This is a genomic window from Pseudomonas xionganensis (assembly GCF_009763245.1).
In the GTDB taxonomy this organism is placed as follows: domain Bacteria; phylum Pseudomonadota; class Gammaproteobacteria; order Pseudomonadales; family Pseudomonadaceae; genus Aquipseudomonas; species Aquipseudomonas xionganensis.
Map to the genome: position 1 here is coordinate 256,101 of NZ_WKJZ01000002.1, position 14,978 is coordinate 271,078.

Sequence of the window (14,978 nt, forward strand, 5' to 3'; positions counted from 1 at the left end):
GCTGTATCCGTTTCGCGCCCTACCTTATAGCAGCAGGCGCATTCAGGTCGACACCGGACTGCAGGGAAAACCGTGCAGCCCATCAAGGCATCGCAACTGCGATGCGGGGCGCGAACCCCGCAAATCAGCGGTAGTGCAGAAAGACGTTGTCGCGGCCGAACTGGTCACGCAATGCCTGAATCAAGCCATCGGCCGGCTCGATACGCCACTGCTCGCCAAACTGCAGCAGGGCCTTGGCATCGCTGCCGCTGTATTCCAGGGTAATGGGGCAGGCGCCGCGATGACGGCTGCACAGTTCGGCCAGCCAGCGCAACCGATCGCCCTTGAGCGCCTCGCCGGCCACCTGCAGACGCAGACTGTCGGCCAGTCCGGTACGCGCCTCCTCCAGACTCATTACCCGCTTGGCGCGCAGGCGCAGGCCACCGGAGAAGTCATCGTTACTCACCTCGCCTTCGACCACCACCAGGGCATCAGTCTGCAGCAGGGCCTGGGCCGTATTGAAGGCTTCGGCGAACAGCGAAGCCTCGATCCGCCCGGAGCGGTCGTCCAGGGTGATAAAGCCCATCTTGTCGCCTTTCTTGTTCTTCATCACCCGCAGGTTGACCACCAGGCCGGCGACGGTCTGATCGCCGCGCGCGGCCTTGAGGTCGACGATGCGCTGGCGGGCAAAGCGCCGCACTTCACCTTCATACTCATCGATGGGGTGGCCAGTCAGATACAAACCCAGGGTGTCCTTCTCGCCCTTGAGGCGCTCCTTGAGGGTCAGTTCGCGGGCACGCAGGTGATTGAGGTAGACGTCCGCCTCGGCATCGGCGAACACCCCGCCGAACAGGTCCATATGTCCGCTCTCGGCGCTGCGCGCGGTCTGCTCGGCCGCCTGTACGGCTTCTTCCATGGCCGCCAGCAGCACCGCACGGTTGCGGTCGATATTGGCCTTGTAGGCCTTGAGTTCTTCATGGAAGTGCGGCCCCAGGCGATCCAGTGCACCGCTGCGGATCAGCGCTTCCAGGGTGCGTTTGTTGATGCGCTTGAGATCGACCCGCGCGCAGAAGTCGAACAGGTCCTTGAACGGGCCTTCCTGACGCGCCTCGACGATGGCCTCCACCGGCCCCTCGCCGACCCCCTTGATCGCACCCAGGCCGTAGACGATCCAGCCTTCGTCGTTCACCGTGAACTTGAACTCGGAGATATTCACATCCGGCGCATCGAGGCGCAGCTTCATGCTGCGGCACTCCTCGATCAGGGTCACCACCTTGTCGGTGTTGTGCATATCCGCCGACAGCACCGCCGCCATAAAGGGCGCCGGGTAATGGGCCTTGAGCCAGGCAGTCTGGTAGGAGACCAGGCCATAAGCGGCCGAGTGCGACTTGTTGAAGCCATAACCGGCGAACTTCTCCACCAGGTCGAAGATATTGCCCGCCAGGTTGGCGTCGATGCCGTTGTTGGCGCAGCCTTCGATAAAGCCGCCGCGCTGCTTGGCCATTTCCTCGGGCTTTTTCTTGCCCATGGCACGGCGCAGCATGTCCGCCTGACCCAGGGTGTAGCCACCCATGACCTGGGCGATCTGCATCACCTGCTCCTGGTACAGGATGATGCCGTAGGTGGGCTTGAGCACCGGTTCCAGACCCGGGTACTGATAATCCGGGTGCGGGTAGGAAATCGGCTCACGGCCGTGCTTGCGGTTGATAAAGTCGTCCACCATGCCCGATTGCAGCGGACCGGGGCGGAACAGGGCCACCAGGGCGATCATGTCTTCCAGGCAGTCGGGCTTGAGCTTCTTGATCAGCTCCTTCATGCCGCGCGATTCCAGCTGGAACACCGCGGTGGTTTCCGCCTTCTGCAGCATGGCGTAGGTGGCTTTGTCGTCCAGGGGGATAAAGTCGATATTGACCAGATCCGCCTCCGCCACGCCCTTGCGCCGCTGTTCGCGGTGGATGGTTTCCATGGCCCACTTGATGATGGTCAGGGTACGCAGGCCGAGGAAGTCGAACTTGACCAGACCGGCCTGCTCCACGTCGTCCTTGTCGAACTGGGTGACCAGGCCGCCGCCCTCGTCATCGCAGGCAATGGGCGAGAAGTCGGTGAGCTTGGTCGGTGCGATCACCACACCACCGGCGTGCTTGCCGGTGCCGCGGCAGATGCCTTCAAGCTTGAGTGACATTTCCCAGATTTCCCGGGCGTCCTCGTCGACCTTGAGGAAGTCGCGCAGCGGTTCCTCCATCTCGTAGGCCTTTTCCAGGGTCATGCCGACTTCGAAGGGAATCATCTTCGACAAACGGTCAGCCAGACCATAGGACTTGCCCTGGGCCCGGGCCACGTCGCGCACCACCGCCTTGGCCGCCATGGTGCCGAAGGTGATGATCTGGCTCACCGCATTGCGCCCGTACTTCTCAGCCACATAGTCGATCACCCGGTCACGGCCATCCATGCAGAAGTCGACGTCGAAGTCGGGCATGGACACCCGCTCGGGATTGAGGAAGCGCTCGAACAGCAGGTCATAGGCCAGCGGGTCGAGGTCGGTGATCTTCTGCACATAGGCCACCAGGGAACCGGCACCCGAGCCCCGGCCCGGGCCCACCGGCACACCGTTGTTCTTGGCCCACTGGATAAAGTCCATCACGATCAGGAAATAACCGGGGAAGCCCATCTGGATGATGATATCCAGCTCGAAATTCAGCCGGTCGATATAGACCTGCTTCTTCGCCTCGTAGTCCGGCGTATCCCTGGGCAGCAGCACCTGCAGACGCTCTTCCAGACCATCGAAGGAGACCTTGCGAAAGTACTCGTCCATGGTCATACCATCCGGCACCGGAAAATCGGGCAGGAAGTATTTGCCCAGCTGCACTTCGATATTGCAGCGCTTGGCGATCTCCACGGTGTTGGCCAGGGCCTCGGGCAGGTCGCTGAACAGCTCGGCCATTTCTTCCGGGGTTTTCAGGTACTGCTGGTCGGAATAAGTACGCGGTCGGCGCGGATCATCCAGGCTGCGGCCTTCACCGATGCACACGCGGGTTTCGTGGGCGGCAAAATCATCCTGCTTGAGAAAGCGCACATCGTTGGTGGCCACCAGCGGGGCCTCCAGCCGATCGGCCAGCTCCACCGCCAGGTGCAGGTATTCCTCGTCGCCCACCCGATTGGTGCGCTGCACCTCCAGGTAGAAGCGCTCCGGGAAGACCGTCATCCACTCGCGCAGGCGTGCTTCGGCCAGTTGCGCCTCACCCGCCAACAGGGCCTGCCCCACCTCGCCCTCGCGAGCGCCGGACAGGGCAATCAGGCCTTCGGCAGCCTGCTTGACCCAGTCGCGCTGGATGATCACCAGATCATTGCTCTGCCCCTCGCTCCAGCCGCGCGACACCAGTTCGGTCAGATTGCGATAACCCCTGGCATTCATCGCCAGCAGGGTCAGGCGACTCAGCGGGCCGTCATCCTCGGCACTGGCCAGCCAGATATCGGCGCCACAGATCGGCTTGATACCGCCGCCCATGGCGGCCTTATAGAACTTCACCAAGGAGCACATATTGCTCATATCGGTGACCGCCACCGCCGGCATGCCGGCTGCCGCCACCGCCTTGATCAGGGGCTTGACCCGCACCAGCCCGTCGACCAGGGAGAACTCGGTGTGCAGACGCAGATGGACGAAGGAGGCGGTCATGGCAGTCCTATACAAAACACAGAAACGATCAGGCCCGGATTGTACCGGGCCAGGATGCAAACAACAGCATACGGATCAGGGGATCGCGGCGCAGGATGGATGTCGCTCTCTACACCCACCCTGAGCTCGGTGGATCGATAAAGCGTGATCCACCCTACTCCTCAAGCAGCGCGCGCACCGGACCAAAGGAACGCCGATGAATCGGGGTCGGCCCCAGACGGCGCAGGGCCTCCAGATGCACAGGCGTGGGATAGCCTTTGTGCCCGCCGATGCCATAGCCAGGGTATTGCAGCTCCAGGGCCTGCATCTCACGGTCACGGCTGACCTTGGCCAGGATCGAGGCGGCGGCAATCGCCGGCACCTTGGCGTCGCCACCGACCACCGGCGCGCTGGGCACCTGCAGTTTCGGGCAGCGGTTGCCATCGATCAGCGCCAGTTTGGGCGTCACGCTCAATCCCTCGACCGCGCGTTGCATGGCCAGCATGGTGGCGTGCAGGATATTCAGCTGATCGATCTCCTCCACCTCGGCCCGGGCAATACACCAGGCCAGGGCCTTCTCGCGGATCTCGTCGAACAGCTTGTCGCGCCGCGCCTCGGACAGTTTCTTCGAATCATTCAGACCAAGAATGGGCCGCGCCGGATCGAGAATCACCGCTGCGGTTACCACCGCACCGCAGAGCGGGCCACGTCCCACTTCGTCAACCCCGGCCACCAGTTCCTCGACCTGGCTGAAATCCATGCCCAACTGCATCAGCGCGGCCCGACCAGCTGCAGCACGGCCTCGGCCGCCTGCTGCGAGGCGTCGCGACGCAGCGCCCGATGGATCACGTCGAAACCTTCGGTCTGCACCTGGCCGTCATCGATCAGGGGCGCCAGCGACTGGGCAAGCGCCTCGGCCGTCGCCGCATCCTGGATCAGCTCAGGCACCAGCAGGCGCTCGGCTAGTAAATTGGGCAGGGAAATATAGGCGCTGGTCACCAGGCGCTTGAGAATCCGGTAGGTCAGCGGCGCCACCTTGTAGGCCACCACCATGGGCCGCTTGTACAGCAGCGCCTCCAGCGTCGCAGTGCCGGATGCGATCAGCACGGCGTCACAGGCCGCCAGGGCCTCATGAGAGCGACCATCCAGCAGGGTCAGCGGCAGGTCACGGTCCATCAGCATCTGCTCCAGCTGAACCCGCCTTTCGGGACTGGCACAAGGCAGGACGAAACGGATGCCGGGGCGCAAGGTGCGTAGACGTACCGCCGCATCCAGGAACAACTCGCCCAGGCGCCCTACTTCGCCACCACGACTGCCCGGCAGCAAGGCCACCACAGGCTCATCCAGAGGAAGGTCAAGCCCTACTCGGGCTGCGGCGCGATCGGCCTGCAAGGGGATGGTATCGGCCAAGGGGTGACCCACGAAGCGAACCGGCACCTGATGGGCGTCATAGAACTGCGCCTCGAAAGGGAACAGGGTCAGCATCAGGTCGCAGGCTTCGCGGATTTTCAGCACCCGCTTCTGCCGCCAGGCCCAGACCGAGGGACTGACGTAGTGCACAGTCTTGATCCCGGCACGTCGCAGCTTGAGCTCCAGGCCCAGGTTGAAATCCGGCGCATCGATGCCGATAAACACATCGGGCCTGGCCGCAACCAGGCTCTTGCGCAGACGACGGCGTCGGGCCAGAAGCTCGGGCAAGCGGCCCAATACCTCTACCAGCCCCATGACCGCCAGGCGCTCCATGGGGAAATAGGACTTGAGCCCTTCGGCCTGCATCAGTGGGCCGCCCACGCCAATAAATTCGATCTGTGGATGACGAGCTTTGAGCGCCTGCATCAAACCCGCGCCAAGGATATCGCCAGAGGCTTCACCTGCCACCAGCGCCACACGCAATGTTTGAGTCATAGGATTATCGGGTTATACCGCGCTTTGAGGCCTGGATGGAGTCACGAAACAGCGCTACTTCCGGGAACTGCAGCGCCGACTCGACCAACTCATTGAGAGCCTGCTCGACAGTCAGCCCCTGGCGATAAACGACCTTGTAGGCCTTGCGCAAAGCCGCGATGGCCTCGGCGCTGAAACCACGCCGACGCATGCCCTCGAAGTTCATGCTGCGCGCCTCGGCCGGATTACCGAACACGGTGACAAAGGCCGGTACATCCTTGCCGATGGCCGTGCCCATGCCGGAAAAGCTGTGAGCACCGATATGACAGAACTGATGCACCAGGGTGTAGCCGGACAGAATCGCCCAGTCATCGACCCATACATGTCCAGCCAAGGCTGTGTTATTGACCAGAATGCAGTGGTTGCCGATCACGCTGTCGTGACCGATATGGGCATAGGCCATGATCAGGTTGTGGTCGCCCAGCGTGGTTTCGCTACGATCCTGCACTGTGCCGCGATGGATGGTTACCCCTTCGCGAATCACGTTATGGTCGCCGATCACCAGCCGAGTAGGCTCGCCTTGGTACTTGAGGTCCGGGGTGTCTTCACCGATGGAGGAAAACTGGTAGATGCGGTTGTGCCGACCGATCCTGGTGGGCCCCTTGAGAATGACATGGGGGCCGATCACCGTACCCTCGCCTATTTCCACATCAGCCCCGACAATCGACCAGGGACCGACGACCACGTCGTCAGCCAGCTTGGCACTGGGGTCAATGATGGCGCGAGGGTCAATCAAACTCATAGTTTGCGTTCCGCACAAATGATTTCGGCCGAGCAGACTTCCTTGCCAGCGACACTGGCCTTGCACTCGAACTTCCAGATATTGCGCTTGTCGCTCAAGTACTTGGCTTCGAGGATCAACTGATCGCCCGGCACCACCGGTTGACGGAAGCGTAGCTTGTCCGAACCTACAAAGTAGTACAGGGTGCCATCACTGGGCTTAACGCCCATCATCTTGAAGCCCAGAATACCGGCCGCCTGGGCCATGGCCTCAATAATCAGCACGCCCGGCATAATCGGATGCTCGGGAAAGTGCCCATTGAAGAACGGCTCGTTGATGCTGACATTCTTGTAGGCACGAATGCTCTTGCCTTCGAGATCCAGCTCCGCCACCCGATCCACCAACAGGAAGGGATAACGGTGGGGCAGGTATTCGCGAATTTCGTTAATGTCCATCATATCCAGAGCAGCTCGTCAGAAATAAGAAGTCACCAGCAATTGCCGGCTCAGGCATCAGATGAAGCATCTGCACCCGGGGTCACGGCAGCCAGGTGCTTTTCCAGCTGCTGCAGGCGCCGCGCCATGTCATCCAGCTGACGGATACGCGCCGCACTCTTGCGCCACTCCGCAGCGGGCTGCATGGCCGTACCAGAAGAATAGGATCCAGGCTCGGTAATGGAGCGAGTCACCATGGTCATCCCGGTTACGAACACGTTGTCGCACACTTCGATATGCCCAACCATGCCCACGCCACCGGCGATCATGCAGTTCTTGCCAATCTTGGTACTGCCGGAGATACCGGCACAACCGGCCATGGCGGTGTTGTCACCGACCTGTACGTTGTGCGCGATCATGATCTGGTTATCCAGTTTGACCCCGTTACCCAGCTGGGTATCGGACAGCGCCCCCCGGTCGACAGTGGTATTGGCGCCGATCTCGACGTCATCACCGATGGTCACACCGCCAATCTGGGCGATCTTCTGCCAGACGCCCTTCTCGTTGGCAAAACCGAACCCCTCGCCACCAATCACCGCACCGGATTGAATCACCACCCGCTTGCCGATACGCACATCGTGATAAAGGGTAACCCGCGGCGCCAGCCAGCCACCTTCGCCGATTACCGAGCGCGCACCTACCACGCAGTGAGCTCCGATGCGCACCCCCGCACCGATCTGCGCGGCGCTTTCGATCACCGCATAGGCGCCGATACTGGCCGAGGCATCAACAACGGCATCAGCCGCCACGACCGCCGTCGGATGGACACCTGGCAAAGCCTTAGGTTTGGGATCAAACAGATGGGACAGCTGGGCATAGGCCAGATAGGGATTGGCCACGATCAAGGCATTGCCCTGAAAACCCGCCGCATCGGCGGCTGTCAATAAAACCGCGCCGGCCTTACAGCCGGCGAGGTATTTGCGGTACTGCGCATTGGCCAGAAAACTCAGCTGAGCAGGACCGGCTTCCTGCAGCGTGGCCAGGCCGATAATCACCGCCTGGCCATCACCCTGCAACTGTGCCCCCAACTGTTCGGCCAGTTGCTCCAGCGTGTAGAGGATTGCAGTCATGCTTAACGCATCTTGTTCATGCGCTCGATAACCTGACGGGTAATGTCGAACTGAGGTTTGACATCAATCACCGCCCCGCGCTCCAGCACCAGGTCAAAGTTACCGGTCTTGATCACTTCCTCGACAGCCTTGTCCAGATTCGGCTTGAGGGTCTTGAGCATTTCACGGTCGGCGACGGCTTTGGCTTCGTTCAGCTCCTTGGACTGGAACTGGAAGTCACGGGCCTTCTGCTTGAATTCCAGCTCCAGGCGCTCGCGCTCGGCGGTCTGCATCTTCTCGCCATCTTTCACCAGACGATCCTGAATGCGCTTGGCGTCGCTTTCCAGGGTCTTCAGCTTGTTCAGCTGCGGGCCAAACTTCTTCTCGGCATCCACGGCATAACGCTTGGCGGCATCGGATTCGAGCAGCGCCATCTGGTAATTGAGCACCGCTACCTTCATTTCGGCGAAGGCCGGAGTTGCCAGCATGGCAACGCTTAACAGAACCACTTGAGTCAACTTACGCACGGTGCAACTCCTGCTGATGTTCGATAATCGGCCACTTAAAAGGTCTGACCGAGGGAGAACTGGAATACCTGGGTGTCGGCATCATCCGGCTTGAGGATGGGCATGGCCAGGCTGAAACTGAGCGGACCCAGGGCGGTAATCCAGGTCAGACCAACCCCCACCGAGCTGGCCAGCTGGCCCGGATCGATATTGTTACAGTCGCTCTGGGACTTGCCGCAATTGGTGTCGAACACATTACCCACATCCCAGAACAGGGCCGTACGCAAGGAACGCTGATCCTTGACGAAAGGCATGGGGAACAACAGCTCTACACCGCCCTGCACCAGAACGTTGCCACCGAAGGGCAGCGGGTCCTGATCCGGATCGAAGGCAGTCCCGGGATTAGTACCCTTGCTCGGCGTACTGCGCGGCCCCAGGGTATTGTCCTTGAACCCCCGTACCGAGCCGAAACCACCGGCATAGTAATGCTCATAAAACGGCATATCAGAGGTGGAACCGTAGCTTTCACCAAAGCCCAGCTGAGTATGGAAGCGCAGGGTATAGGTGTCGCTCACCGGCTTGAACAACTGCCCACGGTAGTCAATTTTGAAGAACGACAAGTCACTGCCCGGCACAGTGGTTTCAAATACCAGGCTCTGGGAATGACCCCGGTTGGCCAGAACACCCCGGTTCAGAGTCGACTCAGACCAGCCGATGGAAGCCTTGAGGTTCAGATAGCTGTCACCCTCGGCTTCGAGGAAATCGAAGATTTCATCAACGGTGTAGATGCCTGTACTGATGCTATCGTTCTGAATCGACAGCCCATAGGTCAGGCGCGAGGTATCACTGATTGGATAACCGATACTCACACCACCGCCATAGCTGTCCACTGCATAACTGGACACGCTGGTGTTCAGTTCGTCGTAATCGGTTTCACGGAAGAAGGCGTTGTAGCCAAGGCTGACGCCATCCGGTGTCCAGTAGGGGTCAACAAAGCCGAAGTTGTAGCTGCTCTGGTATTCACTGCGGTTCAGACCAACGCTGACCCTGTTACCAGTCCCCAGGAAGTTGTTCTGGGTGATGGAGCCGCCGAGAATCAGGCCGGCATTCTGGGCGAAACCCACGCTGGCGGTGATGTTGCCGGAGGCCTGTTCTTCCACGCTGTAGTTGACGTCGATCTGGTCATCGGTGCCCGGCACCTGCGGGGTTTCGACGTTGACTTCCTTGAAGTAGCCCAGGCGTTCCAGACGCACCTTGGACTGATCGATCAGATAGGTGGACGCCCAACCACCTTCCATCTGGCGCATTTCCCGGCGCAGCACTTCGTCCTCGGACTTGGTATTGCCACGGAAATTGATACGGTTGACGTAGGCACGCTTGCCCGGGTCAACAAAGAAGGTGATGGATACGGTGCCATCATCATGGGGCTCGGGCACGCCATTGACGTTGGCAAAGGTATAGCCCTCGTTGCCCAGGCGACGGGTAATCAACTCGCTGGTGGTGGTCATTACCTTGCGCGAGAACACTTGCCCCTCGCGAACCAGCAGCAGAGCACGCACGTCGTCTTCAAAGTTCTTCAGGTCACCACTGAGCTTGACCTCGCGAACGTTGTACTTCTGTCCCTCGTCGACGTTGACCGTGACATAGACGTGCTTCTTGTCCGGCGTGATGGAAACCTGGGTGGAGCTGATATCCATATTGATATAGCCGCGGTCCAGGTAATAGGAACGCAGTCGCTCCAGGTCACCGGAGAGTTTTTCCCGGGCGTATTTGTCGTCGTTACGGAAGAAGGACAGCCAGTTGGTGGTCTTCAGTTCGAACAGATCAATCAGGTCTTCATCGCTGAATACGGTGTTGCCGACCACGTTGATATGCTGAATGGCCGCCACCGAGCCTTCATTGATATTGATCTTCAGCGCCACGCGGTTACGCGGCTGCGGAATCACTTCGGCTTCGATCTCTGCAGAGTAGCGACCCTGGGCCACATACTGGCGCTGCAGTTCGTTACGCACCCCCTCCAGAGTCGCGCGCTGGAAGATCTCGCCTTCGGCCAGGCCGGACTGATTCAGGCCCTTGAGCAGATCCTCGCTGCTGATCGCCTTGTTGCCCTCGATCTCGATACTGGAAATCGACGGCCGCTCGACTACGGTAATCACCAGAACATCGCCATCACGGCCCAGCTGGATATCCTGAAAGAACCCGGTCTTGAACAATTCACGGGTTGCATCCACCAGGGCACGATCATCCGCCTCGGCACCGACATTCAACGGCAACACGCCAAATACGCTGCCAGCGGAAACCCGCTGCAGGCCATTGACGCGAATATCGGAGATGGTGAAGGACTCGGCGTGAACTTCGGCGATCATCAGTGCGGAAAGTACCGCAGGTAGCAGCAGACGTTTCATGAAGTCCTTTCTTATTTCAACTGACAATAAAATATCTGCCGCTTGGGGCGACACTTCTTTTTTTAAACTGAGAGCGTAATTCAGCAGCGGCTACAGTCGGCTCAGGTCATTTACCAGGGCCAACAACATAACCCCGACAACCAGACTGATGCCAATCTGCATCCCCCAACCTTGCACCCGTTCGGACAGTGGACGACCCCGCACCCACTCGACCAGGTAAAAAAGCAGATGCCCACCATCAAGGACCGGTATGGGCAACAGATTGAGAACCCCCAGGCTTATGCTGAGATAAGCGAGAAAGGTCAGAAAATCCCCCAAGCCCGACTCAGCAGAAGCGCCCGCCACTTTAGCAATGGTTATCGGCCCGCTCAAGTTTTTTACCGAGAGCTCACCGAAGAGCATTTTCTTTAGCGAATCCAGGGTCAGCAGGCTCATATCCCAGGTTCGCCGGGCGCCTTCGGCAATGGCCTCCAGAGGCCCGAAACGCACCTCGCGAAGCATCTCCTGCGGCCAGGCCACGCCCTGTACACCCGAGCCCAGGTAACCTACGCGCGCCTCCCCTTCCCCGCGCACACCAAGCACCAGGGTCTTCTCCAGTCGCTCACCCTGACGCTCCAGCAGCAGATCAACCGACTGCCCTGGCAACTCTCGCAGCTTATCGACAAACTGCTGCCACTCATCCAACGGCTGACCATTGAGCGCCAACAGGCGATCACCAACCAACAAGCCTGCGGCGGCGGCTGGCCCCTTGGGATCAAGATGGGCCAGCACCGGAGCAAGAGCAGGCCGCCAGGGGCGAATACCTAAAGAGGAGATCGGATCCGGCTCATCTGCACCGCGCAGCCAGTTATCCAGCATCACCTGGCGGGGACTGTCGACACTGGAGCCCGGCTCACGCACAGCGATGTGCAGGACACCATTTTCACCCAGGCGCCGAATCAGCTGCAGGTTGACCGCCGACCAGCCTGGCGTGGCCTGGCCATTGACCGCGACGATTTCCTGGCCTTCGCGCAATCCGGCCTGCTCAGCCAGGCTACCAACCTGCACCGCACCAATGACCGGCCGCACTTGCTGGCTGCCGAGCATGGCCACGGCCCAGAAAAACAACAGGGCAAGCAGAAAGTTGGCCAAAGGACCCGCAGCCACGATGGCAATGCGCTGCCTGACCGTCTTGCGATTGAAGGACTGCCCCAGCAACTCAGGCGCGACATCACCTTCGCGCTCATCGAGCATTTTCACGTAGCCGCCTAGGGGAATGGCGGCAATCACAAATTCGGTGCCTTGCCGGTCGTGCCAGCGCAGCAGCGGGCTGCCAAAACCCACAGAAAAACGCAGCACCTTGACTCCGCAACGGCGCGCCACCCAGAAGTGTCCGAACTCGTGAAAGGTCACCAACACCCCAAGGGCAATCAGGGTTCCCAGCAGCATATACAGCATGCTCATCTCAACTCTCCGTATCGCCTAGCGACAGCGATTCAGGTAGTGCTCGGCCAGCTCGCGGGCGCGGGCATCGGCCGCCAGCACCCCATCCAGGTCTTCGACCGAAGACACCGCCTCGGCGCTCAATACGCTTTCGATGATACTCGGGATTTGCACGAAACCAATGCGCCGCTCAAGAAAGGCCGCGACCGCCACCTCATTGGCCGCATTGAGCATGGCCGGCGCGGTCCCACCCTGCTCCGCCGCCTGCCGGGCCAAACGCAAACAGGGAAAGCGCTGCTCGTCGGGGGCCTGGAAATCCAGACGGGCAATGGCAAACAAATCCAGCGGCGCCACCCCCGAGTCAATCCGCTCGGGCCAGGCCAGGGCATGGGCGATGGGCGTACGCATATCCGGGTTACCCAGCTGAGCCAGTACCGACCCATCGACATAATCGACCAGAGAATGGATCACGCTCTGCGGATGCACCAACACCTCGACCTGGGCTGGCGTCGCATCGAACAACCAGCAGGCCTCGATCAGCTCCAGCCCCTTGTTCATCATGCTGGCAGAGTCCACGGATATCTTGCGCCCCATGGACCAGTTGGGATGAGCGCAGGCCTGCTCTGGCGTGACGCCCTGCAGCTGCGCCAAAGGCATCTCGCGGAACGGCCCACCGGAAGCAGTCAGCAGGATGCGCCGCACCCCGACCCGAGACAGGCCGCGAGCATAGTCACCCGGCAGGCATTGGAAGATGGCGTTATGCTCGCTGTCGATCGGCAACAGCACGGCACCACTGCACTTGACCGCCTGCATAAACAGGGCACCGGACATCACCAGCGCCTCCTTGTTGGCCAGCAAGACCTTCTTGCCGGCCTGCACTGCCGCCAGGGTTGGTTCCAGCCCGGCCGCACCGACAATGGCCGCCATCACCGCATCCACCTCGGCATGAGCAGCCACTTCACACAACCCGGCCTTGCCATGCAGTACCTGCGTAGACAATCCGGCCGCCGCTAGATTGCTCTGCAGCTGGACGGCCGCGACATGATCGGCGACCACGGCAAAACGCGGACGATAGAGCATGCACAGCGCTTCCAGTTCGCCCAGGCGACTGAAACCCGACAACGCGAACACCTGATAGCGCTCGGGGTGACGCGCGATTACATCCAGCGTGCTAAGCCCAATGGAGCCGGTGGCTCCAAGCACGGTAATCTGCTGCACGGAGGAATTCACAGGCCAGCCCAGCCTGCCAGCCAGAGTAGCGCGGCAAAGACCGGAATGGCGGCAGTCAGGCTGTCGATACGATCCAGCACACCACCATGGCCCGGCAGCAGGTTGCTGCTGTCCTTGATCCCGGCCTGGCGCTTGAACATGCTTTCGGTGAGATCCCCCACCACCGAGATCGACACCACCAGCACAGTACCCAACAAGGCCAGTAGCAAAGCGCCCAACGACCATCCTTGATAAAGGCCAAGCCCCAGGCAGATCAGCAATGTAGCCAGCAGCCCACCAAACACCCCTTCCCAGCTTTTACCAGGACTTACCTGAGGCGCCAGCTTGTGCTTGCCAAAGGTCTTGCCAGCGAAATAGGCACCGATATCGGCACCCCATACCAGCACCATCACCGCCAGAATCAGCCCATTGGCCTGGGGCCACTGCTTGAACAGCACCAGCCCCTGCCAGGCCGGCAGCAAAATCAGCAAGCCAATCAACAGGCGCACCGGCAGTTTCGCCCAATGCCGGCTACTGCCTGGATAGCCCAGCACCAGCAGCGTGGCCACCCCCCACCAGCACACACCCAGCAACAGCATCCAGGGCGCCAGCTGCGGTATATTGAAGAGCAGCACCAAGAGCATTGCGACCAGCGCCGCATAGGCCAGGCGCTGCGGTTGGGCGGTAAAACCGATCAGGCGAGCCCACTCCCAGGCCCCGACACTGACCACAGCACCGATAAACAGTGCGAACCAGCCGCCCTCAAGGAGAAAGAAACCACCCAGAGCAAAAGGCAGCAGGATCAGTGCGGTAATGATTCGTTGCTTGAGCATCGGAGCCTCTAGCGGGTCTCGGCCACCACCTGCTCGCTGGTTTTCCCAAAGCGGCGCTGGCGACTGGCGAAATTGGCCAAGGCTTTACGCATGGCATCGTGTTTGAAATCCGGCCAGTACAGGTCGGAGAAATACAGCTCGGTATAAGCCAGCTGCCACAGCAGGAAATTGCTGATGCGATGCTCGCCGCCGGTGCGGATACAGAGATCCGGCAGCGGCAGATCACCGGTCACCAGACAGCCTTGCAACAGCTCCGGGGTAATATCTTCGGGACGCAAATGACCGCCTTGAACTTCCCGCGCCAGACGCTGCGCGGCTTGAGCGATATCCCACTGGCCACCATAGTTGGCCGCCACCTGCAGGATAAAGCGCTTGTCACCAGCGGTCTGCGCCTCGGCTTCACGCATGGCGGCCTGCAGCTCGGGGTGAAAGCGCGAACGATCACCGATAATGCGCAGGCTGATATCGTTGTCGTTGAGCTTTTTCGCCTCTCGGCGCAAAGCGCCAAGAAACAGCTCCATCAGGGCACTGACCTCATCGGCCGGGCGCTGCCAGTTCTCGCTGGAGAAGGCGAACAGGGTCAATACCTCAACCCCGGCCTCGGCGCACACCTCGATCACCGCCCGCACCGCATCGACACCGGCCTTGTGCCCAGCCACACCCGGCAGCAGGCGCTTCTTGGCCCAGCGGTTATTGCCGTCCATGATGATCGCCACATGGCGCGGCACTACAGCCGCACCCGCGTCTTTGCTCTTGTCCATGAC

At 60.6% G+C, this 14,978-nt stretch carries 12 protein-coding genes; all 12 read right to left on the reverse strand.

Translation table 11 applies throughout. The annotated features are described in order from the left end of the window. Window positions 1–124: 124 nt before the first annotated feature. Window positions 125–3,652 (reverse strand): DNA polymerase III subunit alpha, encoded by a 3,528-nt coding sequence (gene dnaE / locus GJV18_RS13815; protein ID WP_160346564.1) that lies wholly within the window; start codon window positions 3,650–3,652, stop codon window positions 125–127. A gap of 154 nt (window positions 3,653–3,806) precedes the next feature. After that, window positions 3,807–4,403 carry a ribonuclease HII gene (gene rnhB, locus GJV18_RS13820; protein WP_160346566.1) on the reverse strand — a complete coding sequence of 199 codons (597 nt, stop codon included), beginning with the start codon at window positions 4,401–4,403 and terminating at the stop codon, window positions 3,807–3,809. Further along, the gene (lpxB, locus tag GJV18_RS13825; protein ID WP_160346568.1) at window positions 4,403–5,536 is read right to left on the reverse strand and encodes a lipid-A-disaccharide synthase; all 1,134 of its coding nucleotides are present in this window, start codon (window positions 5,534–5,536) and stop codon (window positions 4,403–4,405) included. The genes rnhB and lpxB overlap by 1 nt, the downstream gene beginning before the upstream one ends. Before the next feature lie 4 nt (window positions 5,537–5,540). After that, entirely contained in the window at window positions 5,541–6,317 is a 777-nt protein-coding gene (gene lpxA, locus GJV18_RS13830; protein WP_160346570.1) for an acyl-ACP--UDP-N-acetylglucosamine O-acyltransferase, read from the reverse strand. Continuing rightward, window positions 6,314–6,754: a 3-hydroxyacyl-ACP dehydratase FabZ gene (fabZ, locus tag GJV18_RS13835; RefSeq protein ID WP_160346571.1), complete on the reverse strand. Its 441-nt coding sequence runs from the start codon at window positions 6,752–6,754 to the stop codon at window positions 6,314–6,316. Before fabZ ends, lpxA begins: the two co-directional genes overlap by 4 nt. 47 nt (window positions 6,755–6,801) lie before the next feature. Beyond that, window positions 6,802–7,860 (reverse strand): UDP-3-O-(3-hydroxymyristoyl)glucosamine N-acyltransferase, encoded by a 1,059-nt coding sequence (gene lpxD, locus GJV18_RS13840; protein ID WP_160346573.1) that lies wholly within the window; start codon window positions 7,858–7,860, stop codon window positions 6,802–6,804. Window positions 7,861–7,862: 2 nt separating this feature from the next. Continuing rightward, window positions 7,863–8,366, reverse strand: a complete 504-nt coding sequence (locus GJV18_RS13845) for an OmpH family outer membrane protein (protein ID WP_160346575.1) — start codon at window positions 8,364–8,366, stop codon at window positions 7,863–7,865. Between the two features lie 35 nt (window positions 8,367–8,401). Then, complete coding sequence (gene bamA, locus GJV18_RS13850) at window positions 8,402–10,750, reverse strand: outer membrane protein assembly factor BamA (protein ID WP_160346577.1); 2,349 nt, start codon at window positions 10,748–10,750, stop codon at window positions 8,402–8,404. Between the two features lie 90 nt (window positions 10,751–10,840). Then, on the reverse strand, window positions 10,841–12,193 hold the full coding sequence (gene rseP, locus GJV18_RS13855; protein ID WP_160346579.1) for a sigma E protease regulator RseP: 1,353 nt from the start codon (window positions 12,191–12,193) through the stop codon (window positions 10,841–10,843). Between the two features lie 18 nt (window positions 12,194–12,211). After that, a complete protein-coding gene (gene ispC, locus GJV18_RS13860; RefSeq protein ID WP_407692363.1) occupies window positions 12,212–13,402 on the reverse strand; it encodes a 1-deoxy-D-xylulose-5-phosphate reductoisomerase in 1,191 nt (396 codons plus the stop codon). Beyond that, window positions 13,399–14,214 (reverse strand): phosphatidate cytidylyltransferase, encoded by an 816-nt coding sequence (locus GJV18_RS13865; protein WP_160346582.1) that lies wholly within the window; start codon window positions 14,212–14,214, stop codon window positions 13,399–13,401. The genes ispC and GJV18_RS13865 overlap by 4 nt, the downstream gene beginning before the upstream one ends. A gap of 8 nt (window positions 14,215–14,222) precedes the next feature. Next, window positions 14,223–14,975: a polyprenyl diphosphate synthase gene (gene uppS, locus GJV18_RS13870; protein WP_160346584.1), complete on the reverse strand. Its 753-nt coding sequence runs from the start codon at window positions 14,973–14,975 to the stop codon at window positions 14,223–14,225. Between the last annotated feature and the right edge of the window lie 3 nt (window positions 14,976–14,978).

Excerpts from the sequence above, each read along its gene's own strand:
- dnaE (WP_160346564.1), bottom strand. The coding sequence starts at position 3,652 with ATGACCGCCTCCTTCGTCCATCTGCGTCTGCACACCGAGTTCTCCCTG.
- rnhB (WP_160346566.1), bottom strand. The coding sequence starts at position 4,403 with ATGCAGTTGGGCATGGATTTCAGCCAGGTCGAGGAACTGGTGGCCGGG.
- lpxB (WP_160346568.1), bottom strand. The coding sequence starts at position 5,536 with ATGACTCAAACATTGCGTGTGGCGCTGGTGGCAGGTGAAGCCTCTGGC.
- lpxA (WP_160346570.1), bottom strand. The coding sequence starts at position 6,317 with ATGAGTTTGATTGACCCTCGCGCCATCATTGACCCCAGTGCCAAGCTG.
- fabZ (WP_160346571.1), bottom strand. The coding sequence starts at position 6,754 with ATGATGGACATTAACGAAATTCGCGAATACCTGCCCCACCGTTATCCC.
- lpxD (WP_160346573.1), bottom strand. The coding sequence starts at position 7,860 with ATGACTGCAATCCTCTACACGCTGGAGCAACTGGCCGAACAGTTGGGG.
- bamA (WP_160346577.1), bottom strand. The coding sequence starts at position 10,750 with ATGAAACGTCTGCTGCTACCTGCGGTACTTTCCGCACTGATGATCGCC.
- rseP (WP_160346579.1), bottom strand. The coding sequence starts at position 12,193 with ATGAGCATGCTGTATATGCTGCTGGGAACCCTGATTGCCCTTGGGGTG.
- GJV18_RS13865 (WP_160346582.1), bottom strand. The coding sequence starts at position 14,214 with ATGCTCAAGCAACGAATCATTACCGCACTGATCCTGCTGCCTTTTGCT.
- uppS (WP_160346584.1), bottom strand. The coding sequence starts at position 14,975 with ATGGACAAGAGCAAAGACGCGGGTGCGGCTGTAGTGCCGCGCCATGTG.